This is a genomic window from Pseudomonas sp. MPC6 (genome assembly GCF_006094435.1).
Lineage (GTDB): Bacteria > Pseudomonadota > Gammaproteobacteria > Pseudomonadales > Pseudomonadaceae > Aquipseudomonas.
Genome location: NZ_CP034783.1, coordinates 5,753,612 through 5,775,331, shown reverse-complemented (window position 1 = coordinate 5,775,331; position 21,720 = coordinate 5,753,612). Strand labels below are relative to the sequence as shown.

The 21,720-nt window shown below is 60.2% G+C and carries 23 protein-coding genes; 21 read left to right on the top strand and 2 right to left on the bottom strand.

The features are described from left to right. Positions 1-2 precede the first annotated feature (2 nt). The 20 genes from cysE (at position 3) to ELQ88_RS28695 (ending at position 18,102) form a co-directional block, all read left to right on the top strand. Entirely contained in the window at positions 3-779 is a 777-nt protein-coding gene (cysE, locus tag ELQ88_RS28790; RefSeq protein WP_128869515.1) for a serine O-acetyltransferase, read from the top strand. 239 nt (positions 780-1,018) lie between these two features. Further along, entirely contained in the window at positions 1,019-1,510 is a 492-nt protein-coding gene (gene iscR, locus ELQ88_RS28785; RefSeq protein WP_064679565.1) for a Fe-S cluster assembly transcriptional regulator IscR, read from the top strand. A 50-nt stretch (positions 1,511-1,560) separates the two neighbouring features. Continuing rightward, positions 1,561-2,775 carry an IscS subfamily cysteine desulfurase gene (locus tag ELQ88_RS28780; protein ID WP_138969024.1) on the top strand — a complete coding sequence of 405 codons (1,215 nt, stop codon included), beginning with the start codon at positions 1,561-1,563 and terminating at the stop codon, positions 2,773-2,775. A gap of 84 nt (positions 2,776-2,859) precedes the next feature. Beyond that, complete coding sequence (gene iscU / locus ELQ88_RS28775) at positions 2,860-3,246, top strand: Fe-S cluster assembly scaffold IscU (protein WP_028620148.1); 387 nt, start codon at positions 2,860-2,862, stop codon at positions 3,244-3,246. A gap of 34 nt (positions 3,247-3,280) precedes the next feature. After that, positions 3,281-3,604 carry an iron-sulfur cluster assembly protein IscA gene (gene iscA / locus ELQ88_RS28770; RefSeq protein WP_007903589.1) on the top strand — a complete coding sequence of 108 codons (324 nt, stop codon included), beginning with the start codon at positions 3,281-3,283 and terminating at the stop codon, positions 3,602-3,604. An 8-nt stretch (positions 3,605-3,612) separates the two neighbouring features. Continuing rightward, on the top strand, positions 3,613-4,134 hold the full coding sequence (gene hscB / locus ELQ88_RS28765) for a co-chaperone HscB (RefSeq protein WP_128869518.1): 522 nt from the start codon (positions 3,613-3,615) through the stop codon (positions 4,132-4,134). A 51-nt stretch (positions 4,135-4,185) separates the two neighbouring features. Beyond that, positions 4,186-6,051, top strand: coding sequence for a Fe-S protein assembly chaperone HscA (gene hscA / locus ELQ88_RS28760; protein WP_138969023.1), 1,866 nt, complete (start codon positions 4,186-4,188; stop codon positions 6,049-6,051). Further along, positions 6,051-6,392, top strand: coding sequence for an ISC system 2Fe-2S type ferredoxin (gene fdx, locus ELQ88_RS28755; protein ID WP_054057275.1), 342 nt, complete (start codon positions 6,051-6,053; stop codon positions 6,390-6,392). Before hscA ends, fdx begins: the two co-directional genes overlap by 1 nt. A gap of 14 nt (positions 6,393-6,406) precedes the next feature. Beyond that, positions 6,407-6,607, top strand: a complete 201-nt coding sequence (gene iscX / locus ELQ88_RS28750; protein ID WP_017340315.1) for a Fe-S cluster assembly protein IscX — start codon at positions 6,407-6,409, stop codon at positions 6,605-6,607. Positions 6,608-6,699: 92 nt separating this feature from the next. Then, positions 6,700-7,125: a nucleoside-diphosphate kinase gene (ndk, locus tag ELQ88_RS28745; RefSeq protein WP_007916882.1), complete on the top strand. Its 426-nt coding sequence runs from the start codon at positions 6,700-6,702 to the stop codon at positions 7,123-7,125. 29 nt (positions 7,126-7,154) lie between these two features. After that, positions 7,155-8,303 carry a 23S rRNA (adenine(2503)-C(2))-methyltransferase RlmN gene (gene rlmN / locus ELQ88_RS28740; protein WP_128869512.1) on the top strand — a complete coding sequence of 383 codons (1,149 nt, stop codon included), beginning with the start codon at positions 7,155-7,157 and terminating at the stop codon, positions 8,301-8,303. 12 nt (positions 8,304-8,315) lie between these two features. Next, positions 8,316-9,074 (top strand): type IV pilus biogenesis/stability protein PilW, encoded by a 759-nt coding sequence (gene pilW, locus ELQ88_RS28735; protein WP_138969022.1) that lies wholly within the window; start codon positions 8,316-8,318, stop codon positions 9,072-9,074. Beyond that, the gene (locus ELQ88_RS28730) at positions 9,074-10,087 is read left to right on the top strand and encodes a RodZ family helix-turn-helix domain-containing protein (RefSeq protein WP_138969021.1); all 1,014 of its coding nucleotides are present in this window, start codon (positions 9,074-9,076) and stop codon (positions 10,085-10,087) included. The genes pilW and ELQ88_RS28730 overlap by 1 nt, the downstream gene beginning before the upstream one ends. 3 nt (positions 10,088-10,090) lie before the next feature. After that, positions 10,091-11,200, top strand: a complete 1,110-nt coding sequence (gene ispG / locus ELQ88_RS28725) for a flavodoxin-dependent (E)-4-hydroxy-3-methylbut-2-enyl-diphosphate synthase (protein WP_128869503.1) — start codon at positions 10,091-10,093, stop codon at positions 11,198-11,200. A gap of 37 nt (positions 11,201-11,237) precedes the next feature. Further along, positions 11,238-12,527, top strand: coding sequence for a histidine--tRNA ligase (gene hisS, locus ELQ88_RS28720; RefSeq protein WP_128869502.1), 1,290 nt, complete (start codon positions 11,238-11,240; stop codon positions 12,525-12,527). A gap of 40 nt (positions 12,528-12,567) precedes the next feature. Continuing rightward, positions 12,568-13,209: a tetratricopeptide repeat protein gene (locus tag ELQ88_RS28715; RefSeq protein WP_128869501.1), complete on the top strand. Its 642-nt coding sequence runs from the start codon at positions 12,568-12,570 to the stop codon at positions 13,207-13,209. Next, positions 13,202-14,353, top strand: a complete 1,152-nt coding sequence (gene bamB / locus ELQ88_RS28710; protein ID WP_128869500.1) for an outer membrane protein assembly factor BamB — start codon at positions 13,202-13,204, stop codon at positions 14,351-14,353. The genes ELQ88_RS28715 and bamB overlap by 8 nt, the downstream gene beginning before the upstream one ends. Before the next feature lie 212 nt (positions 14,354-14,565). Further along, complete coding sequence (der, locus tag ELQ88_RS28705) at positions 14,566-16,035, top strand: ribosome biogenesis GTPase Der (RefSeq protein ID WP_059403392.1); 1,470 nt, start codon at positions 14,566-14,568, stop codon at positions 16,033-16,035. Between the two features lie 139 nt (positions 16,036-16,174). Further along, complete coding sequence (locus ELQ88_RS28700; protein WP_128869499.1) at positions 16,175-17,323, top strand: pyridoxal phosphate-dependent aminotransferase; 1,149 nt, start codon at positions 16,175-16,177, stop codon at positions 17,321-17,323. Continuing rightward, positions 17,311-18,102 (top strand): amidohydrolase, encoded by a 792-nt coding sequence (locus ELQ88_RS28695; RefSeq protein WP_128869498.1) that lies wholly within the window; start codon positions 17,311-17,313, stop codon positions 18,100-18,102. Before ELQ88_RS28700 ends, ELQ88_RS28695 begins: the two co-directional genes overlap by 13 nt. A 206-nt stretch (positions 18,103-18,308) precedes the next feature. Here ELQ88_RS28695 and leuA read toward each other — a convergent pair whose 3' ends face one another. Next, positions 18,309-19,988 (bottom strand): 2-isopropylmalate synthase, encoded by a 1,680-nt coding sequence (leuA, locus tag ELQ88_RS28690; RefSeq protein ID WP_128869497.1) that lies wholly within the window; start codon positions 19,986-19,988, stop codon positions 18,309-18,311. A gap of 396 nt (positions 19,989-20,384) precedes the next feature. Here leuA and ELQ88_RS28680 point away from each other — a divergent pair, with 396 nt between their 5' ends. Continuing rightward, a complete protein-coding gene (locus tag ELQ88_RS28680; protein ID WP_128869495.1) occupies positions 20,385-20,741 on the top strand; it encodes a hypothetical protein in 357 nt (118 codons plus the stop codon). 155 nt (positions 20,742-20,896) lie between these two features. Here the strand turns inward: ELQ88_RS28680 and ELQ88_RS28675 are convergent, their stop codons facing one another. Beyond that, complete coding sequence (locus tag ELQ88_RS28675; protein ID WP_128869348.1) at positions 20,897-21,718, bottom strand: M23 family metallopeptidase; 822 nt, start codon at positions 21,716-21,718, stop codon at positions 20,897-20,899. Positions 21,719-21,720: the final 2 nt, after the last annotated feature.

The window sequence follows — 21,720 nt, the reverse complement described above, 5'->3', positions numbered from 1 at the left end:
TGATGTTCGAGCGTTTGCGTGAAGATATCCAGAGTGTTTTCCATCGTGACCCGGCGGCGCGTAACGCATTTGAAGTCCTGACCTGCTACCCGGGCATGCACGCCATCTGGATCCATCGGCTGTCGGCGGCCTTGTGGCGCGCCGAGCTGAAATGGCTGGCGCGGCTGGTGTCGAACTTCGGTCGCTGGTTGACCGGGATCGAGATTCATCCGGGGGCCAAGGTCGGTCGGCGGTTCTTTATTGACCATGGCATGGGCATTGTCATTGGTGAAACGGCCGAGATCGGCGACGACGTCACCCTTTATCAGGGGGTGACGCTCGGCGGCACCAGCTGGAACAAAGGCAAGCGTCACCCGACACTGGAAGACGGTGTGGTGGTCGGCGCCGGTGCCAAGGTGCTCGGCCCGTTCACGGTGGGGGCGGGGGCCAAGGTCGGCTCCAATGCCGTGGTGACCAAGGCTGTGCCTGCCGGGGCGACCGTCGTCGGCATTCCCGGGCGGATCATTGTCAAATCCGATGAAGAGCAGGACGCCAAGCGCAAGGCCATGGCCGAGAAGATCGGTTTCGATGCCTACGGTGTCGGCGAAGACATGCCGGATCCGGTGGCGCGGGCCATCAATCAGTTGCTCGATCATCTGCAGGCGGTCGATGGGCGGCTGGAGGGGATGTGCGGGGCGTTGAAGGACCTGGGCAGTAATTACTGCGCCAAGGAGCTGCCTGAGCTGCGCGAGGAAGATTTTGCGTGTGTGAAGGACAAGGATCAGAGTCAGGCCGGCTAGATCGCGCCGACACCTTCGCGGTCAAGCCTCGCTCCTACAGGTAATGCGTGATCCTTGTAGGAGCGAGGCTTGCCCGCGAAGAACGATGACGTGCAATTGCTGGCTGTAACCGGCCAGCCTTTGCTATGATGCTGCCGCTCTTTTGCGGGTAATCCCGAGTAAAACACTAGGTCTTATAGTTGACTTAAATACTCGGGAATTGCATACTCGCCCCATTCCGAACTCCGTGGTAATTGTCCATGCGACTGACTACAAAAGGCCGATACGCCGTGACCGCCATGCTTGACCTGGCGTTGCACGCGCAGCACGGGCCGGTGTCCCTGGCCGATATCTCCGAGCGCCAAGGCATCTCACTGTCCTACCTCGAACAGCTTTTCGCCAAGCTGCGTCGCAGCAACCTGGTCTCCAGCGTCCGCGGTCCGGGCGGCGGCTACCAGCTGTCGCGCGACATGCAGGGCATCCAGGTCGCCCAGGTGATCGATGCGGTGAACGAATCGGTCGATGCCACCAAGTGCCAGGGCCAGGGCGATTGCCATCACGGCGATACCTGCCTGACCCACCATTTGTGGTGCGATCTGAGCCTGCAGATTCACGAATTTCTGAGCGGTATCAGCTTGGCTGACCTTGTCACTCGCCGTGAGGTACAAGAAGTAGCCCAGCGTCAGGATCAGCGCCGTTGCAACAGCAAGGTGCCACGCCTGGACAAGATTGAAGCGTCCGCCGTCGAATGACAGCCAAAGAGCTAGCGGAACGCCAGCCAGCCTGATTTAGGAGATAGTCCATGAAATTGCCGATTTACCTTGATTACTCTGCGACCACCCCGGTCGATCCGCGTGTCGCGCAAAAGATGAGTGAATGCCTGCTGGTCGACGGAAACTTCGGTAACCCGGCGTCCCGTTCCCACGTGTTTGGCTGGAAAGCTGAAGAGTCGGTCGAAAACGCTCGTCGCCAGGTCGCTGACCTGGTCAACGCCGACCCGCGTGAAATCGTCTGGACCTCCGGTGCCACCGAATCCGACAACCTGGCAATCAAGGGTGCGGCGCATTTCTATGCGACCAAGGGCAAACACCTGATCACCACCAAGATTGAGCACAAGGCTGTCCTCGACACCATGCGCCAACTGGAGCGTGAAGGCTTCGAAGTGACTTACATCGAGCCGCGCACCGATGGACTGGTCACGCCTGAGATGGTTGAAGCCGCCCTGCGCGACGACACCATCCTGGTTTCGATCATGCATGTGAACAACGAAATCGGCACCATCAACGACATCGCCGCCATCGGCGAGTTGCTCCGTTCCAAGGGCATCCTGTTCCACGTCGACGCCGCTCAGTCCACTGGCAAGGTCGAGATCGACCTGTCGAAGCTGAAAGTCGACATGATGTCGTTCTCTGCCCACAAGACCTACGGTCCTAAAGGCATCGGCGCACTCTACGTCAGCCGCAAGCCGCGTGTGCGCATCGAAGCGACCATGCACGGCGGCGGTCACGAGCGTGGCATGCGTTCCGGCACCCTGGCGACCCACCAGATCGTCGGCATGGGCGAAGCGTTCCGCGTAGCCAAGGAAGACATGGCTGCCGAGAACGTACGGATCAAAGCGCTGAGCGACCGCTTCTTCAAGCAGGTCGAAGGCCTGGAAGAGCTGTACATCAACGGCAGCATGACCGCCCGCGTACCGCACAACCTGAACCTGAGCTTCAACTACGTCGAAGGCGAGTCGCTGATCATGGCGCTCAAGGACCTGGCGGTTTCGTCCGGTTCGGCCTGCACCTCGGCGTCCCTTGAGCCTTCGTACGTACTGCGCGCCCTGGGCCGCAACGACGAACTGGCACACAGCTCGATTCGCTTCACCTTCGGTCGTTTCACCACCGAAGAAGAAATCGACTACGCCGCGCAGAAAGTCTGCGAGGCCGTTACCAAGCTGCGCACCTTGTCGCCGCTGTGGGACATGTACAAAGACGGTGTCGACATTTCGAAAATCGAGTGGGCGGCACACTGATTTCAAGTCGCCGCAAAACAGCCCTGCCAACCTTCTGGCGCAGGGCTTCAAGAGCGACTCTCTGATGAGTGAGGATTAAGAATCATGGCTTACAGCGAAAAGGTCATCGACCACTACGAAAACCCGCGCAACGTCGGCAAGATGGACGCGGAAGATCCTGATGTCGGCACCGGCATGGTCGGCGCTCCGGCGTGCGGCGATGTGATGCGCCTGCAAATCAAGGTCAACGAAGCCGGCATCATCGAAGATGCCAAGTTCAAGACCTACGGTTGCGGTTCGGCGATCGCCTCCAGCTCCCTGGCGACCGAGTGGATGAAAGGCAAGACTCTGGATGAAGCAGAGACCATCAAGAACACTCAGCTGGCCGAAGAACTGGCCTTGCCACCGGTGAAAATTCACTGCTCCGTGCTTGCTGAAGACGCCATCAAGGCGGCCGTTCGCGACTACAAGCAGAAGAAAGGCTTGATCTGACTTTCAAGTTTTGGCGACGAGTAAGGAGTCACCGATGGCTATCAGCATGACAGAAGCGGCAGCTCAACACGTGCGACGCTCCCTCAACGGGCGCGGCAAAGGTGAAGGGATTCGTCTGGGTGTCCGCACCACAGGCTGTTCCGGCCTTGCCTACGTGCTGGAGTTCGTCGACGAGGTGGTCGCAGAGGACCAGGTGTTCGAAAGTCACGGCGAAAAAGTGATCATCGACCCGAAAAGCCTGGCCTACCTGGACGGCACCGAACTCGATTTCGTCAAGGAAGGGTTGAACGAAGGCTTCAAGTTCAACAACCCCAACGTGCGCGGTGAATGTGGCTGCGGCGAAAGCTTCAATATCTGAGGCTTCTTGTGGGTACTCCTTGTCATTTCGCTTTATTCGAGCTGCAGCCGAGTTTCAATCTGGATCTCGAGCAGCTGGCCACGCGCTACCGAGAGTTGGCGCGCGGTGTTCATCCGGACCGCTTTGCCGACGCTTCCGAGCGTGAGCAGCGGCTGGCGCTAGAGCAATCCGCGAGCCTCAACGAGGCCTACCAGACGCTCAAGAGTCCCCCCAAGCGCGCGCGATACCTGCTCGCCATGGGTGGTGGCGAGCTGCCGCTGGAGGTCACGGTGCACGATCCGGCGTTCCTTCTGCAGCAGATGGAGCTGCGAGAAGAGCTCGAAGACCTGCAAGACAGTGCCGACATGGCCGGTATTGCAGCGTTCAAGCGCCGCCTGAAAACCGCTCAGGATGAACTGAACCAAAGCTTCGCAGCCTGTTGGAATGATGCAGCGCAACGTGAGCAGGCCGAACGCCTGATGCGGCGCATGCAGTTCCTCGACAAGCTCACCTACGAAGTGCGCCAATTAGAAGAGCGCCTCGACGATTAACCCAGTGCCGCTCCGGTCGCACGCCTGATATACAGATAAGTCCTGATAACGATGGCCCTACTGCAGATCGCCGAACCCGGCCAAAGTCCTCAACCGCACCAGCGTCGTCTGGCTGTGGGGATCGACTTGGGCACTACCAATTCGCTGGTCGCTGCATTGCGCAGTGGTCTTTCCGAGCCCCTGGCCGACGCAGAAGGGCGGGTCATCCTGCCGTCTGCCGTGCGCTACCACGCCGACCGCGTCGAAGTCGGCGAGTCAGCCAGGCTGGCAGCCGCCACCGATCCCTTGAACACCGTGCTGTCGGTCAAGCGCTTGATGGGTCGTGGCCTGTCCGACGTCAAGCAGCTGGGCGACCAGTTGCCGTACCGCTTTGTCGGCGGCGAGTCGCACATGCCGTTCATCGACACCGTGCAAGGCCCGAAAAGCCCGGTCGAAGTCTCCGCCGATATCCTCAAGGTGCTGCGTCAGCGCGCCGAGGCTGCGTTGGGCGGCGAACTGGTGGGGGCGGTGATCACCGTTCCGGCCTATTTCGACGATGCCCAGCGGCAAGCCACCAAGGACGCGGCCAAGCTGGCCGGCCTGAACGTGCTGCGGCTGCTCAATGAGCCGACCGCGGCCGCTGTGGCTTATGGTCTGGACCAGCATGCCGAAGGCCTGGTGGCGATTTATGACCTGGGCGGCGGTACGTTCGATATTTCGATTCTGCGCCTGACCGGCGGAGTCTTCGAAGTGCTGGCTACCGGTGGCGACAGCGCCCTGGGCGGCGACGACTTCGATCACGCGATCGCTCGCTGGATCATCGAGGGCGCTGGCCTGTCGGATGACCTGGATCCGGGTGTGCAGCGTCATCTGTTGCAAACCGCCTGTGCGGCCAAGGAAGCCCTGACCAACGCCGCGTCCGTTGCCGTGGTGTATGGCGACTGGCAAGCCGAGTTGACTCGCGAAGCCTTCAATGCGCTGATCGAGCCGATGGTTGCGCGCAGCCTGAAGGCGTGCCGCCGCGCTGTGCGCGATTCCGGTATCGAGCTGGATGACGTGCATGCGGTGGTCATGGTCGGCGGCTCGACCCGCGTGCCTCGCGTTCGCGAAGCCGTGGCTGAAGCCTTCGGTCGCCAGCCGCTGACCGAAATCGATCCGGATCAAGTGGTGGCCATTGGTGCTGCGATCCAGGCCGATACCCTGGCCGGCAACAAGCGTGACGGTGACGAACTGCTGCTGCTTGACGTGATTCCGTTGTCCCTGGGGCTGGAAACCATGGGCGGCCTGATGGAGAAGGTGATTCCGCGCAACACCACCATCCCCGTCGCCCGCGCCCAGGATTTCACCACCTATAAAGACGGCCAGTCGGCCATGGCGATCCACGTGTTGCAGGGTGAGCGCGAGCTGATCAGCGACTGCCGCTCCCTGGCGCGCTTCGAATTGCGCGGCATTCCGGCGATGGTGGCCGGTGCGGCGAAGATTCGCGTGACTTTCCAGGTCGATGCCGACGGTCTGCTCAGCGTGGCTGCCCGTGAGCTGGGTTCGGGCGTTGAAGCGAGCATCCAGGTCAAGCCGTCCTACGGCCTGACCGACGGCGAAATCGCCAAGATGCTCAAGGATTCGTTCCAGCACGCCAATGACGACAAGGTCGCCCGTGTCCTGCGTGAACAGCAGGTCGATGCCCGGCGCCTGATCGAAGCGGTGCAGGCTGCCCTCGATGTCGATGGCGAGCGCCTGCTCGACGCCGAAGAGCGCATGGTCATCGAGTTGCAGATGCAGGAACTGGCCGAACTGATGAAAGGTTCCGATGGCTACGCCATCGAGCAGCAGACCAAGCGTCTGTCGCAAGTGACCGATGCTTTTGCTGCCCGCCGCATGGATTTGACGGTGAAAGCCGCTCTATCGGGGCGCAACCTGAATGAAATCGAGGATATCTGATGCCGCAGGTCATTTTTCTGCCTCACGAGAAGTTTTGCCCGGATGGCATGGTTGTGGAGGCTGAGCCGGGTATCTCCATTCTCGAGCTGGCCCATGAACACCATATCGAGATGGAAAGCGCCTGTGGCGGCGTCTGCGCCTGCACCACCTGCCACTGCATCATCCGCGAAGGTTTCGACTCGCTGGAAGAAGCGGATGAACTGGAAGAAGACTTTCTTGATCGGGCCTGGGGTCTGGAGGCGCAATCGCGTCTAGGCTGTCAGGCGATCGTCGGGACTGAAGACCTGACGGTCGAAATTCCGAAATACTCGCTCAACCATGCAGCCGAAGCGCCGCACTGATTCAAGGAACCGACATGAGTCTGAAATGGGTTGATGTGCTGGAAATCGCGATCCAGCTGGCTGAATCGAAGCCGGAAGTGGACCCGCGTTATGTGAACTTCGTCGATCTGCACAAGTGGGTGCTGGCATTGCCGGAGTTCAGCGATGATCCGACCCGCGGTGGCGAGAAGGTGCTTGAAGCCATCCAGGCCGCCTGGATCGAAGAAGCCGATTGATTCTGCACCGCACGCAGTTAGGCAATACCCAAGAACCCGCGTATAATTCGCGGGTTTAATTTTTCACAAATTACCGTTTCTGGAGTTACACCATGGCTGTTCAACGTACTTTCTCCATCATCAAGCCTGACGCTGTTGCAAAAAACGTTATCGGCGAGATCACCACTCGTTTCGAAAAAGCTGGCCTGCGCGTTGTAGCTTCGAAACTGAAGCAACTGTCCAAAGCCGAAGCCGAAGGCTTCTACGCTGAGCACAGCGCTCGTGGTTTCTTCGGCGACCTGGTTGCTTTCATGATCTCCGGTCCGGTTGTCGTTCAGGTTCTGGAAGGCGAAAACGCTATCGCTCTGAACCGTGAGCTGATGGGCGCCACCAACCCTAAAGAAGCGGCTGCCGGTACCATCCGCGCTGACTTCGCTGATTCGATCGACGCCAACGCTGTACACGGTTCGGACTCCGAAGCCGCTGCCGCTCGCGAAATCTCGTACTTCTTCGCAGCTACTGAAGTAACCACTCGCTAAGCATTGGCTTAAAGAGTGAAGGTGAATCCATGACTACATCGACTGTTAAAACTAACCTGCTGGGTCTGACTCAGCTGGAAATGGAAAAATTCTTCGACTCAATCGGGGAGAAGCGTTTCCGTGCCGGTCAGGTAATGAAATGGATTCACCACCTTGGCGTCGATGATTTCGACGCCATGACTAACGTCAGCAAGGCCCTGCGCGACAAGCTCAAGGTGATTGCCGAAGTTCGCGGTCCGGAAGTCGTCAGCGAGGACATCTCCACCGACGGCACCCGTAAATGGGTGGTGCGCGTGGCGTCCGGCAGCTGCGTCGAGACCGTGTACATTCCCCAGGGCAAACGCGGCACGTTGTGCGTTTCGTCCCAGGCAGGCTGTGCCCTGGATTGCAGTTTCTGCTCCACCGGCAAGCAAGGTTTCAACAGCAACCTCACCGCCGCCGAAGTCATCGGCCAGGTGTGGATTGCCAATAAATCGTTCGGCAGCATCCCGGCGACCGCCGACCGTGCCATCACCAACGTGGTGATGATGGGCATGGGTGAGCCGCTGCTGAACTTCGACAACGTCGTGGCCGCCATGCACCTGATGATGGATGACCTCGGCTATGGCATCTCCAAGCGCCGCGTGACCCTGTCCACGTCGGGCGTGGTGCCGATGATCGATGAGCTGTCCAAGCACATCGACGTGTCCCTGGCGTTGTCCCTGCACGCGCCGAATGACGCATTGCGTAACCAGTTGGTGCCGATCAACAAGAAGTATCCACTGAAGATGCTGCTTGAATCGTGCCAGCGCTACATGTCGTCCCTGGGCGAGAAGCGCGTGCTGACCATCGAGTACACCTTGCTCAAGGACATCAACGACAAGGTCGAGCACGCGGTCGAGATGATCGAACTGCTCAAGAACATCCCGTGCAAGATCAACCTGATTCCGTTCAACCCGTTCCCGCATTCCGGTTACGAGCGTCCGAGCAATAACGCGATTCGTCGTTTCCAGGATCAGCTTCACCATGCCGGCTTCAATGTCACCGTGCGCACCACCCGCGGCGAAGACATCGATGCCGCGTGTGGCCAATTGGTAGGGCAGGTGCTGGATCGCACCCGTCGTAGCGAACGTTATATCGCCGTGCGCGAGTTGAGCGCCGAAAACGATATGGCACAGAACGCTGCGAACAATAATTAAGAGAGGATCTCTATGTCCCTGCGCTTAGCGCTGCTGTTGCTGCTGGCCAGTCTGTGTACTGGTTGTGTCCTGTCGGGCGATTTCAACCCGATGAAGACCAGCAAGGGCCGTGATGAAGCGCGGGTCGCCTATGTGCAATTGGGGCTCGGCTACCTGCAACAGGGCATGACCGAACGCGCCAAGGTGCCGCTGAAAAAGGCCTTGGAACTGGACAGCTCGGACCCCGACGCCAATGCGGCGCTGGGGCTGGTGTTCCAGGCCGAGATGGAGCCGGAACTGGCCGACCAGCATTTTCGCAAGGCGCTGTCCGGCCGTCCCGACGATGCGCGAATCCTCAATAACTACGGCAGTTTTCTTTTCGAACAGAAACGTTACAAAGAGTCTTACGAGCGCTTCGAGCAGGCCGCCGCCGATACCCTGTATCCTGAGCGTTCGCGAGTCTTCGAAAACCTGGGCATGACCGCTTCCAAGCTGGGCCAGCGTGACCTGGCCCAGCAACAACTGGAAAAAGCCCTGCGCTTGAATCGCCAACAACCACGTGCCTTGCTGGAAATGGCTGAGTTGTCTTACGAAGACAGGCATTATGTGCCCGCGCGTGACTATTACGACCGTTTCAGCCAGCTCACCGAGCAAAATGCACGTAGTCTATTGCTCGGCGTCCGGCTGGCAAAAGTGTTCCAAGATCGCGACAAGGCTGCCAGTTTTGGCCTGCAACTAAAACGACTCTATCCCGGTACGCCGGAATATCAGCAATACCTGTCGGAGCAATGATGAAAGCGGTGCATCCCGAAGTTGTAGCAGCGAATCGCGTAAATCCCGGTGATACATTGCGCCAGGCTCGCGAAAGCAATGGCTGGTCGCTGGCCGAAGTGGCCCTCAAGCTCAACCTCACCGTCAATTCCCTGGGCAATCTGGAAGCCGGCGCGTTCGACAAGCTGCCGGGGCATACCTTTGCCCGCGGTTACATCCGCGCCTACGCCAAATTGCTGGGCATGGATCAAACCGTGCTGGTGCAACAGTTCGACCAGTCCACCGGCACCGATTCCCAAGGCAGCGCCGTTCACAGCCTGGGTCGTATCGAAGAGCCGGTCCGGGTGTCCCACACCATTTTGCGGATTGTCAGCCTGTTGTTGCTGATCGCGGTGATCGGTGGCGGATTTATCTGGTGGCAGGATCAGACGTCGTCGCGCACCAAGGAGCCGGTCACTCTGAGCCCGGAACACGTCGAAGTCGAAGGCGCCGACGGCACGACCCAGATCCATCCGCTGGACGAGCCGGAAGACCAGGCCGTCGCGCAGGGCGAGGCTGAAGGCGCGACCGCGCTCGCCTTGCCGCAGGCCGAGACTTCGGCTGACGCCTCGACCGCCGCTGAAGCCACCGTACCCGCTACTCCGGCGCCCGCCGCACCGGCGCGCAGCACCGCGCCAGTTGTCGCCACGCCGGCAACGCCAGGGCCCGCTGTTCCCGCGGTACCGGCACCGGTAGTGACCGCGCCGGTGGCGCCGACCGTTCCGGCGCCAGTCGCGGCGGCTGCGGTGGCCGGCCAGGGCCAGGTTCAACTGCGTTACACCGCCGATTGCTGGACGCAAGTCACCGACGGTACCGGCAAGGTGCTGTTGAGTGGTCTCAAGCGCAAAGGCGAAAACGTTTCCGTCAGTGGCAAGCCGCCGTTCACCGTGCGCCTGGGCTATGCCCGTGGCGCGCAGGTCAGTTACAACGGGCAGGTGGTTGATGCCGCTCCGTTCACCAGTGGCGAGACTGCTCGCCTGAAGTTGGGTCAATAAGTCATGCACGGCGAATCTCCAATCAAACGTCGCGAATCCCGCAAGATCTGGGTCGGTAACGTGCCTGTGGGCGGCGATGCACCTATCGCTGTGCAGAGCATGACCAACAGCGACACCAATGACGTGGCCGCCACCGTGGCCCAGATCAACCGCCTGGAAGCCGCCGGCGTCGATATCGTGCGGATTTCCGTACCGGATATGGACGCCGCCGAAGCGTTCGGCAAGATCAAGCAGCTGGTCAAGGTGCCCTTGGTGGCCGACATCCACTTCGACTACAAGATCGCGCTGCGCGTCGCCGAACTGGGCGTTGACTGCCTGCGGATCAACCCGGGCAACATCGGTCGCGAAGACCGGGTGCGCGCCGTGGTCAATGCGGCCCGTGATCGCGGGATTCCGATCCGGATCGGCGTCAACGCCGGCTCCCTGGAAAAAGACCTGCAAAAGAAATACGGCGAGCCGACCCCGGCCGCGCTGGTCGAGTCTGCGTTGCGCCACGTCGAGCACCTCGAGCGCCTGAATTTCCAGGACTTCAAGGTCAGCGTGAAAGCCTCCGACGTGTTCATGGCCGTGGCTGCCTACCGCTTGCTGGCCAAGGAAATCGTCCAGCCGCTGCACCTGGGCATCACCGAAGCCGGTGGTTTGCGTTCAGGCACGGTGAAATCCGCCGTGGGCCTCGGTATGCTGCTCGCCGAAGGGATTGGCGATACTATCCGCATCTCGTTGGCGGCCGACCCGGTCGAGGAAGTGAAAGTCGGCTACGACATTCTCAAATCCCTGCACCTGCGTTCCCGTGGCATCAACTTCATCGCCTGCCCGAGTTGCTCGCGGCAGAACTTCGATGTGGTCAAGACCATGAACGAACTGGAAGGGCGCCTCGAAGACCTGCTGGTGCCGCTGGATGTCGCGGTCATCGGCTGTGTGGTCAACGGGCCGGGCGAAGCCAAGGAAGCCCATATCGGCTTGACTGGCGGCACGCCAAACCTGATTTACATCGACGGCAAGCCGTCGCAGAAACTGACGAATGACAATCTGGTGGATGAGCTGGAACGCTTGATCCGCCAGAAAGCGGCCGAAAAGGTCGAAGCCGACGCTGCTGTTATCGCGCGTGGCTAAGCCCGACTGAAGCGCTGAACGAATTTAAGGATTTAAAGTGAGCAAGTCCCTGCAAGCCATCCGTGGCATGAACGATATCCTGCCCGAACAGACGCCCCTGTGGCGTCATTTCGAGGGCACCGTCTCGCGTTTGCTGGATAACTACGGTTACAAGCAGATCCGCATGCCGATCGTCGAGTTCACCGAGCTGTTCAAGCGCTCCATCGGTGAAGTGACCGACATCGTCGAAAAAGAAATGTACACCTTCGACGACCGCAACGGCGACTCCCTGACCCTGCGCCCCGAAGGCACGGCGGCCTGCGTGCGCGCGGTGCTGGAACATGGCATCACCGGCGGTGGCCAGGTGCAGAAACTCTGGTACATCGGCCCGATGTTCCGCCACGAACGTCCGCAAAAAGGCCGTTATCGCCAGTTCCACCAGATCGGTTGCGAAGTATTCAATCTCGACGGTCCGGACATCGATGCCGAGCTGATCGTGCTGACCTGGCGCCTGTGGGGCGAGCTGGGCATCCGTGACGCGGTCAAGCTCGAGCTCAACAGCCTGGGCACCGCCGAGTCCCGCGGCCGTTATCGCGAAGCATTGGTCGAGTTCCTCTCGGCACACCTGGACAAGCTGGACGAAGACAGCCAACGCCGTCTGAAGACCAACCCGCTGCGGGTGCTGGACACCAAGAACGCCGACACCCAAGCGGTACTGGTGGACGCGCCGAAAATGGCCGACTACCTCGACGAAGAATCCCGCGTGCACTTCGAGGGCCTCAGGGCTCGCCTGGACGCCGCCGGCATTCCCTACGTGATCAACCCGAAGCTGGTGCGCGGGCTGGATTATTACAGCAAGACCGTTTTCGAATGGGTCACCGACAAGTTGGGCGCCCAGGGCACCGTGTGTGCCGGTGGTCGTTACGACGGCCTGGTCGAGCAGATGGGCGGCAAGCCGACCCCTGGCGTCGGTTTCGCCATGGGCATCGAGCGCCTGGTGTTGTTGCTTGAAACCCTGGAGCAGATCCCGGAAGAGATCTCCCGTCAGGTCGACGTCTACCTCTGTGCCTTCGGTGAAGAAGCCGAGCTGGCCGGCTTGGCTCTGGCCGAGCGGGTGCGTGACCAATTGCCCAACCTGCGCCTGCAAGTCAATGCCGGTGCCGGCAGCTTCAAAAGCCAGTTCAAGAAAGCCGACAAGAGCGGTGCGTTGTACGCGCTGATCCTCGGCGACGACGAAATGGCCCAGCAAGTGGTAGGTTTCAAACCCCTGCGTGGCCAGGGCGAACAACAAAGCGTTGCCTGGGATGCGCTTGCCGCACACCTGGCCACCTGCATCGTGCAGGGTTGAAGCTGTCAAACAGCCGATTTAGCGATTAAGGAGTATTGGGGTGTCGAGTACCGAAGACGAACAGCTGGCGGATTTGAAGGACTGGTGGACACGCAACGGTAAGCCCCTGGTGACTGGCGGCCTGTTGGCGCTGGTCATCGTGTTCGGCTGGCAGGCCTGGCAGAAGTATCAGAGCAATCAGTCGCAAGGCGCCTCGATTCTCTATCAGCAGTTGCTGGAAACCACGCTGACGCCAAGCGGCAAGCCTGATGCCGCCCGTGTTTCGGACCTGGCCGGCAAGCTCAACAGCGAATTCGGCGGCAGCGCCTACGCGCAGTACGGCAGCCTGTTCGTGGCGAAAGTCGCGGTCGACAGCGGCAAGCTGGATGACGCGGCCACCGAGCTCAAAGCCATCGTCGCCAAACCGGCCAACCCGGCACTGGGCGAAATCGCCCGTCAGCGCCTGGCGCAGGTGCTGGCCGCGCAGGACAAGGCCGATGAAGCCCTGAAACTGCTCGAAGGCGATGCCGATACCGCTTTCCTGGCTACTCGCGAGGAACTCAAGGGCGACCTGCTGGTGCAGTTGGGTCGTGCCGACGAAGCGAATGCGGCGTATCAGAAAGCCAAGGCGGCACTGTCGGATGAAGCGGCAGTCGGCGGCCTACAAATCAAGCTGGACGACCTGGCCAAAGGGGATGCGTGACGTGATTCGTTGGAAACATGCAGCATTGCTGGCTCTGGCCGTACTGGCCGCGGGTTGCAGCAGCAACAGCAAGAAAGAACTGCCGCCGGCCGAGTTGACCGACTTCAAGGAAGAGGTGGTTCTGCAAAAGCAGTGGAGTCGTTCGATCGGTGACGGTCAGGGCGAAACCTACAACATGCTGGTGCCGGCGATCGATGGCGATACCATCTATGCCGCCGACGTCACCGGTGAGGTGATGGCGCTGGATCGCAGCAACGGCAACGTCAAATGGGAGAAAGATCTCGATCTGCCTGTTTCCGGCGCCGTTGGCGTGGCTTACGGGTTGCTCACGATCGGTACGCTCAAGGGTGAAATCGTTGCCCTGGACGCCAGCAGCGGCGAAGAGAAATGGCGCGCTCGCGTGTCCAGTGAAGTCCTCGCGCCGCCGGCCAACAACGGTGACGTGGTAGTGGTCCAGACTCAGGACGACCGTCTGATCGGCCTGGATGCCGCCACCGGCACCCAACGCTGGTTGTATGACAGCACGCCAGCGGTCCTGACCCTGCGCGGCACCAGTGCACCGATCGTCACCAACCGCCTCGCGGTGGCTGGCCTGTCGACCGGCAAAGTGGTCGCGCTCGATATTTCCAACGGCGTGCCGGTGTGGGAACAGCGTGTAGCGATTCCACAAGGGCGTTCGGAACTGGAGCGTGTGGTCGATATCGACGGTGGCCTGTTGTTGTCCGGCAGTACGCTGTATGTCGCCAGCTACCAGGGTCGCATTGCGGCACTGGACCTGGATAGCGGTCGCCAGCTCTGGCAGCGTGATGCTTCCAGCTATGCCGGTGTCGCCCAGGGTTTTGGCAGCGTCTATGTAAGCCTGGCTTCGGGCACTGTTGAAGGCGTCGACGAACGTTCCACCACAGCCTTGTGGAGCAACGATTCGCTGGCTCGCCGTCAACTGTCGGCGCCAGAGGTGTACTCCAGCTATGTGGCAGTCGGTGACCTGGAAGGTTACCTGCACCTGCTGAGCCAGGTGGACGGTCGTTTCGTCGGCCGCGAACGCATCGACAGCGACGGCCTGCGCGCTCGTCCGCTGGTGGTGGGTGATACGATTTATGTATATGGCAACAGTGGCAAACTGGAAGCCCTGACCATTAAGTAAGAACTATGCTTGGGGTTTAACCCCCAAGCGGCTTCACTTGTAGGAGCGGGCTTGCTCGCGATGGACGTCAACGATTACGTTTGATGTCTGAATAAACGCGGTGTCGTTGCGTTTTTCGCGAGCAAGCCCGCTCCTACAGTGATTGCCCCGAGCACCAGCCGCTGCTTAGCAGCGGCTTTTGTATTTTCTGAAATAACGAAGTGGAGAGCCGCATGGTTCCCGTAATCGCCCTGGTGGGCCGACCGAACGTCGGCAAGTCCACCTTGTTCAACCGCCTGACCAGGACTCGCGACGCCATCGTCGGCGACTTGTCCGGTCTGACCCGTGATCGCCAATACGGTGAGGCCAAGTGGCAAGGGCGTTCCTACATTCTGGTCGACACCGGCGGTATCTCCGGTGACGAGCACGGTATGGACGAAAAAATGGCCGAGCAGTCGCTGCTGGCCATTGAAGAAGCGGATGTCGTTCTATTCCTGGTAGATGCCAAGGCCGGTTTCACCGCCGCCGACCAGATGATCGCCGAGCATTTGCGCAAACGTAACAAGCGTTCCTACGTGGTTGCCAACAAGGTCGATAACATCGACCCGGAAATGGCCCGCGCCGAATTCGCCCCGTTGGGCATGGGCCACGCGATCCCGATCGCCGGTGCACATGGCCGTGGCATCACCCAGATGCTGGAAATCGCCCTGAGCGACTTCCCGAAAGACGATGACGAGCTGGAAGAAGGCGAGGAAGAGATCGTTGCCGAAGGCGAGGAAGCCAAGCGCATTCCTGGCCCGAGCGAAAAAGACGGGATCAAGATCGCCATCATCGGCCGCCCGAACGTCGGCAAGTCGACCCTGGTCAACCGCATGCTCGGTGAAGACCGGGTCATCGTCTATGACGAGCCCGGCACCACCCGCGACAGTATCTACATCCCGTTCGAGCGTAACGACGAGAAGTACACGCTGATCGACACCGCCGGTGTGCGCAAGCGCGGCAAGATCCACGAAGAAGTCGAAAAATTCTCCGTGGTCAAGACCCTGCAGGCAATCAAAGACGCCAACGTGGTGATCTTCGTCATGGACGCCCGCGAAGGCGTGGTCGATCACGATCTCAACCTGCTGGGCTTCGCCATTGAGTCGGGTCGTGCGCTGGTGATCGCGATCAACAAGTGGGACGGCATGACGCCGAGCGAGCGCGACTTCGTCAAGGTCGAGCTGCAACGTCGACTGTTCTTCGTTGACTACGCCGACATTCACTTCATCTCGGCGCTGCACGGCACCGGCGTGGGTAACCTCTACGCCTCCGTACAGAACTCGTTCAAGTCTGCGGTCACCCGCTGGCCAACGAACCGCCTGACCACGATTCTGGAAGATGCGGTCGGTGAACACGCGCCGCCGATGGTCAACAACCGTCGGATCAAGCTGCGTTATGCCCACTTGGGTGGTGCGAACCCGCCGATCATCGTGATCCACGGTAACCAGATCGAGAAGGTGCCGAAGTCTTACGTCCGTTACCTGGAAAACACTTACCGTCGTGTCTTGAAGCTGGTCGGTACGCCGATCCGCATCGAGTTCAAGGGTGGCGAGAACCCGTACGAAGGTAACAAGAACTCGCTCACCGACCGTCAGGTCAACAAGAAGCGCCGCATGATGTCGCACCACAAGAAGGCCGACAAGAAGCGCCGCGATAAGAAATAGAAGCAGCTTCAAGCTTCAAGCTTCAAGTTAAAGCAATAAAGGGTCCTGTCAGGGGCCCTTTTTTGTGTCTGATGGTTTGCTGCTTGACCACTTGCAGCTTGCAGCTTGAAACTTGCAGCTCACCTGCAAGGGGCTACCGATGATCACCAGCAAGCTGCCGAATGTCGGCATCACTATCTTCACGCAGATGTCTCAGCTCGCGGCACAGACCGGGGCGTTGAACCTGTCCCAGGGTTTTCCCGATTTCGATGGTCCGCAGGCCCTGCGCGATGCGGTCGGTCGGCATATCGCCAGTGGCCACAACCAGTATTCACCGATGACCGGCCTGGCGGTGTTGCGGCAGCAGATTGCGGCGAAGATCGCCCGCAGCTATGGCGTCGACGTCGATGCCGACGATGAAGTGACGGTCACGCCTGGCGCGACCCAGGCGATTTTCTGTGCCATTCAGGCGGTTATCCACAGCGGCGATGAAGTGATCGTGTTCGATCCGGCCTACGACAGCTATGAGCCTTCGGTAGCGCTGGCCGGTGGTCGTTGCGTGCATGTGCCACTGGGCCTGAATGATTTCGCCATCGACTTCGAGGCACTCGCTGACGCCCTGAGCCCGCGCACGCGGATGATCATCCTCAATACCCCGCACAACCCCAGCGGTGCACTGATCAGCCATGCCGAGCTGGATCAGCTGGCGACCTTGATCCGCGACCGTGACATCTACCTGGTCAGCGACGAAGTCTATGAGCACCTGGTGTTCGACGGCGTGCCGCATGCCAGCGTGCTGGCCCATGAGGAGCTGTATCAGCGCGCATTCGTGGTCAGCTCCTTCGGCAAGACCTATCACGTCACCGGCTGGAAAACCGGCTATGTGGTCGCACCCCCTGCCCTGACCGCCGAGCTGCGCAAGGTGCACCAGTACGTCAGTTTCTGCGGCGTGACGCCGCTGCAATACGCCTTGGCCGATTACATGGCCGAACACCCGGAACATGTGCAAGCGCTGCCGGCCTTTTATCAGGCCAAGCGGGATCTGTTCTGCGACCTGCTGACGCCATCGCGCTTCAGCTTCTCCCGAGTGGCCGGCACTTACTTCCAGCTGGTCGATTACTCGCAGATCCGTCCGGACCTCAATGACGTCGAGATGGCGCTGTGGATGACTCGCGAACACGGTGTTGCAAGTATCCCGATCTCGGTGTTCTACCAGACTCCACCCAAAGGCCAGCGCCTGGTGCGCCTGTGCTTCGCCAAACGCGAGGAGACCCTGCGTGAAGCAGCGGAAAAATTATGCGTGATCTGAGTGCACTGCCCAATCTGAACATCGCGCTGATCCAGACCACCCTGGCCTGGCACGACCGCCAGGCCAATCTGGAGCATTTCGCGCAATTGCTGGAACAGGCGCGCGGTGCTGACCTGATCATCCTGCCGGAGATGTTCACCACCGGTTTTTCCATGGACTCGGAGACCCTCGCCGAGCCCGAGAACGGGCCGACCAGCAAATGGCTGCGCGTCCAGGCGGCGAAATTCGACGCGGTGATCACCGGCACCCTCATCGTCCAGGCCGCCGATGGCAGCCATCGCAATCGCCTGTTGTGGGCGCGGCCGGACGGCGAGGTGTTGCATTACGACAAGCGCCACCTGTTTCGCATGGCCGGCGAGCACAACCACTTCACCCCCGGCGAGCGCCAGGTACAGTTCGAGCTCAAGGGCTGGCGGGTGCGGCCGCTGATTTGCTACGACCTGCGTTTCCCGGTGTGGAGCCGTGATGCCCAGGACACCGACCTGTTGCTGTACACCGCCAACTGGCCGGGTGCGCGGCGACAGCACTGGAACCGGTTGCTGCCGGCGCGGGCGATTGAAAACCTGTGCTATGTGGCGGCGGTTAATCGCGTGGGGACTGATGGCAAGGGCTTTGCGTATACCGGTGACAGTCAGGTGCTGGATTTCCAGGGTGAGACGTTGTTGAGCGCGGGGGAGGCGGATGGGGTGTTTCAGGTGGTGCTGAATGCGGCGGATCTGCAAGCCTACCGTACGCGGTTTCCGGCGAATCTGGATGCCGATACTTTTGAATTCACCTGAGATTTGGGTTGCCTGAACCAACGCCTTCGCGGGCAAGTCCGCTCCCACAGTGGGTTTTTGGTGTACACAAGTTCTGTGTTCACATCGATCAAATGTGGGAGCCGGCTTGCTCGCGAAGAGGCCGGCACAGACAACACAAAAACAGGCAGGCAAAAAAAGGCCCCCAGGTTTTCACCAAGGGGCCTTTTGCATTTCGGTGACGGTGTTTACGCCGCTTTCGCTTCCGGCTGGCTCAACGAGCGGTTCAGCGCACTGAACAGCGCCTTGAAGCTGGCGGTAGTGATGTTCTCATCGATCCCCACACCATGCACCGCACGTTCACCGTTCACTCGCAGTTCAATGTAGGCCGCCGCCTTGGCATTGGTGCCCGCGCCGATGGCGTGCTCGTTGTAGTCCATGATTTCTACCGGAATCGGCAGGCCGGCCACCAGCGCTTCCAGGGCGCCGTTGCCCTTGCCGCGCCAGTGCAGGTTGGTTTCGCCCTGGCCTTTGCTGGCGACTTCCACTTCGACGGCGCTGTTGCCGTTTTCTTCCTGCAGGCGATGGCTGACCAGCGCGTACGGGGTATTGGCTTGCAGGTATTCGCTGATCAACAGCGAGTGAATCTGCTTGGCGGTCATTTCCAGGCCCAGGCGGTCGGTTTCACGCTGCACGACCTGGCTGAATTCGATCTGCATGCGACGCGGCAAGCTGATGCCATATTCCTGTTCCAGCAGGTAGGCGATACCGCCCTTGCCCGACTGGCTGTTGACGCGGATCACCGCCTCGTAGCTGCGGCCGATGTCGGCCGGGTCGATCGGCAAGTACGGCACTTCCCACAGGGCGTCCGGTTTCTGCTGGGCGAAGCCCTTGCGGATCGCATCCTGGTGCGAGCCGGAGAACGCGGTGTGCACCAGGTCGCCGACGTATGGATGACGTGGGTGCACCTGGATCTGGTTGCACTCTTCGACGACTTTGCGCACGCCGTCGATGTCGGAGAAGTCCAGCTCAGGGTGCACGCCCTGGGTGTAGAGGTTCAGGGCCACGGTCACCAGGTCGACGTTACCGGTACGCTCGCCGTTGCCGAACAGGCAGCCTTCGACACGGTCGGCGCCGGCCATCAGGCCCAGCTCGGTGGCGGCCACGCCGGTGCCACGGTCGTTGTGGGTGTGCAGGCTGATGATCACGCTGTCACGACGGTTGATGTGGCGGCCAAACCATTCGATCTGGTCGGCATAGATGTTCGGGGTCGCGCATTCGACGGTGGCCGGCAGGTTGAGGATCATCTTGTGCTCGGGCGTCGGGTTCCAGACTTCGATCACCGCGTCGCAGACTTCCTTGGCGAATTCCAGTTCGGTGGCGCTGAAGGTTTCCGGCGAGTACTCGAAGGTCCACTCGGTGTCCGGCTGCTGGGCGGCGTATTTGACGAACAGCTTGGCCGCGCTCACCGCGATTTCCTTGATCCCGTCCTTGTCCTGGTTGAAGACGATGCGGCGGAAGGACGGGGAGGTCGCGTTGTACAGGTGAACGATGGCTTTCTTCGCCCCGCGCAGGGATTCGAAGGTGCGCTCGATCAAGTCTTCACGGCCCTGGGTCAGCACCTGGATGGTGGTGTCGTCCGGGATGTGGCCGCCTTCGATCAGGGTGCGCACGAAGTCGAAGTCGGTTTGCGAAGCCGCCGGGAACGAGGCTTCGATTTCTTTCACGCCCACTTGCACCAGGGTTTTCCAGAAACGCAGCTTCTTGGTCGCGTCCATCGGCTCGATCAGCGACTGGTTACCGTCACGCAGGTCGGAACTGCACCAGATCGGCGCGGCGGTGATGGTCTTCGACGGCCAGGTACGGTCCGGGATGTCGATGGTCGGGAACGCGCGGTATTTCGAAGACGGGTCTTTGAGCATGCTCATGGGAAATCCTTATTGTGTGGGCCGAAAAGAGGCGGCCTGCCGGTGGATCAAAATGTTCTTGGGAAAAGCGTGGGGCGAGGCACCGCGATTCAGCCCGGCAGTCGTGCACTGACAAGGCACAGGCTGCGGTGCTGGCGACGCTGAATGAGGGTGTGAGAGGTTTTCATGTCTTCAACCCTAACCGCGAGAACAAAGGATGGCAAGCGGTCGAAAAAAATTGAGAGGAATACTCGTAATGGCGGGTTTATCGAGATTTTATTGCGGTGATTGGCGCTGATTGTTTTTATCTTTGCGCGAGGTTCGAGCGATGCGCAATTGAAAGTTGTCGCCTTGGTCTCGGTCGGCGCAGCTATGCTTAAAGCTTGAACCAGGCGACTTGGGAAGCGGGAGTCGACAATGAACGAATCGGATTGGAAGCTATACAGCGCATTGCGTCCGGTGGCCCATGAGCGGATGTGTATCCGGATCATGGAGGAGGTCGAGCGGATGGTGCTGGATAAAAGCCTGGCGCCTTATGAGCGTATTGAAGCCAGCGAGGAGAGGCTCAAGGCCGGTCAGCAGGAGTTGTACTGGGCGTTTGGCGTTTACAGTCACTCACGCAGCGAGGCGCCTGCTCATTTGCTGGGGCTGTGTACCCATGAGCTGATCACATCTGAAGAACTGGCGGGCTTCTCGGAGGAAACCCGGGCCTGGATCGAAGAGTGCCTGGCGCACAGGGAAATTCATGGGATCGAGGATCTGGAGGCGGAATAGGCGGTTTATTTCTGTGGTTACGTTTGCGCCTGTGATGCCGCCTTCGCTGGCAAGCCAGCTCCTACAGTGATCGGGTGAACTTGATTTCCATGTACACCATCGATCCCTGTAGGAGCTGGCTTGCCAGCGAAGGGGCCGTCAGCCTCACCGAAGACTCAAGGCTGAAACGCACCTATAAAGATCGCCGGATCCACCCGCGCATCATTCAGGCTGATATTCCAGTGCATATGCGGCCCGGTCGCCCGCCCGGTAGCCCCGACTTTCCCGACCACCCCACCACGGGCCAACTGCTGCCCAACCTTCACGTCAATCTTCGACATGTGACAGAACATGCTGATAAAGCCCTGCCCATGATCGACAAACACCGTGTTGCCATTAAAGAAGTAATTGCCGACCAGAATCACCTTGCCCGCCGCCGGGGTCTTGATCGGCGTGCCCGCCGGCACCGCGAAGTCCAGGCCTGCATGGGGATTGCGCTCTTCGCCATTAAAGAAGCGGCGCACACCGAACTTGCTCGACAACGGGCCGTTGACCGGTTTGTCCAGTAACAGGTTGCTCGGCGTATTCGGACTGAAACTGCGGTAGGCCTGGATCTGCTCGGCCAACTCGCCCTCGATGCGCTTGAGATTTTCCGGGTCCGGATTGACCTGCTGCTTGTTCTTCAGGGTGATGCGCTGTTCCGGGTATTTCTTGCTGCCAACGGTGAAACTCAGATTGCGATTACCGCTGCTGATTTGCTGCGTGCCCGGCTTGACCGTCAACGGCACGCCGACAATCGCCAGCCAATTGTTCTGTTCCTTGACCACCAGCACCGGTTTGCCCTGATAGCTGGCTTTTGGCGCCTGGGTGGAGGCGCCCAGGTCGACCACCGCCACGCCACCCGGTACCGGTTTGTTCAGCAGGCGGGTGATGTAACTGTCGGCGTGGGCGTTGAAGGTCAGGCACAGCAACAGCAGCGGAGCGAGAAAGCGCGGCATGG

Coding starts and splice junctions, on each gene's coding strand:
- cysE (WP_128869515.1), top strand. CDS start 3: ATGTTCGAGCGTTTGCGTGAAGATATCCAGAGTGTTTTCCATCGTGAC.
- iscR (WP_064679565.1), top strand. CDS start 1,019: ATGCGACTGACTACAAAAGGCCGATACGCCGTGACCGCCATGCTTGAC.
- ELQ88_RS28780 (WP_138969024.1), top strand. CDS start 1,561: ATGAAATTGCCGATTTACCTTGATTACTCTGCGACCACCCCGGTCGAT.
- iscU (WP_028620148.1), top strand. CDS start 2,860: ATGGCTTACAGCGAAAAGGTCATCGACCACTACGAAAACCCGCGCAAC.
- iscA (WP_007903589.1), top strand. CDS start 3,281: ATGGCTATCAGCATGACAGAAGCGGCAGCTCAACACGTGCGACGCTCC.
- hscA (WP_138969023.1), top strand. CDS start 4,186: ATGGCCCTACTGCAGATCGCCGAACCCGGCCAAAGTCCTCAACCGCAC.
- fdx (WP_054057275.1), top strand. CDS start 6,051: ATGCCGCAGGTCATTTTTCTGCCTCACGAGAAGTTTTGCCCGGATGGC.
- iscX (WP_017340315.1), top strand. CDS start 6,407: ATGAGTCTGAAATGGGTTGATGTGCTGGAAATCGCGATCCAGCTGGCT.
- ndk (WP_007916882.1), top strand. CDS start 6,700: ATGGCTGTTCAACGTACTTTCTCCATCATCAAGCCTGACGCTGTTGCA.
- rlmN (WP_128869512.1), top strand. CDS start 7,155: ATGACTACATCGACTGTTAAAACTAACCTGCTGGGTCTGACTCAGCTG.
- pilW (WP_138969022.1), top strand. CDS start 8,316: ATGTCCCTGCGCTTAGCGCTGCTGTTGCTGCTGGCCAGTCTGTGTACT.
- ELQ88_RS28730 (WP_138969021.1), top strand. CDS start 9,074: ATGAAAGCGGTGCATCCCGAAGTTGTAGCAGCGAATCGCGTAAATCCC.
- ispG (WP_128869503.1), top strand. CDS start 10,091: ATGCACGGCGAATCTCCAATCAAACGTCGCGAATCCCGCAAGATCTGG.
- bamB (WP_128869500.1), top strand. CDS start 13,202: ATGCGTGACGTGATTCGTTGGAAACATGCAGCATTGCTGGCTCTGGCC.
- der (WP_059403392.1), top strand. CDS start 14,566: ATGGTTCCCGTAATCGCCCTGGTGGGCCGACCGAACGTCGGCAAGTCC.
- ELQ88_RS28700 (WP_128869499.1), top strand. CDS start 16,175: ATGATCACCAGCAAGCTGCCGAATGTCGGCATCACTATCTTCACGCAG.
- ELQ88_RS28695 (WP_128869498.1), top strand. CDS start 17,311: ATGCGTGATCTGAGTGCACTGCCCAATCTGAACATCGCGCTGATCCAG.
- leuA (WP_128869497.1), bottom strand. CDS start 19,988: ATGAGCATGCTCAAAGACCCGTCTTCGAAATACCGCGCGTTCCCGACC.
- ELQ88_RS28680 (WP_128869495.1), top strand. CDS start 20,385: ATGAACGAATCGGATTGGAAGCTATACAGCGCATTGCGTCCGGTGGCC.
- ELQ88_RS28675 (WP_128869348.1), bottom strand. CDS start 21,718: ATGCCGCGCTTTCTCGCTCCGCTGCTGTTGCTGTGCCTGACCTTCAAC.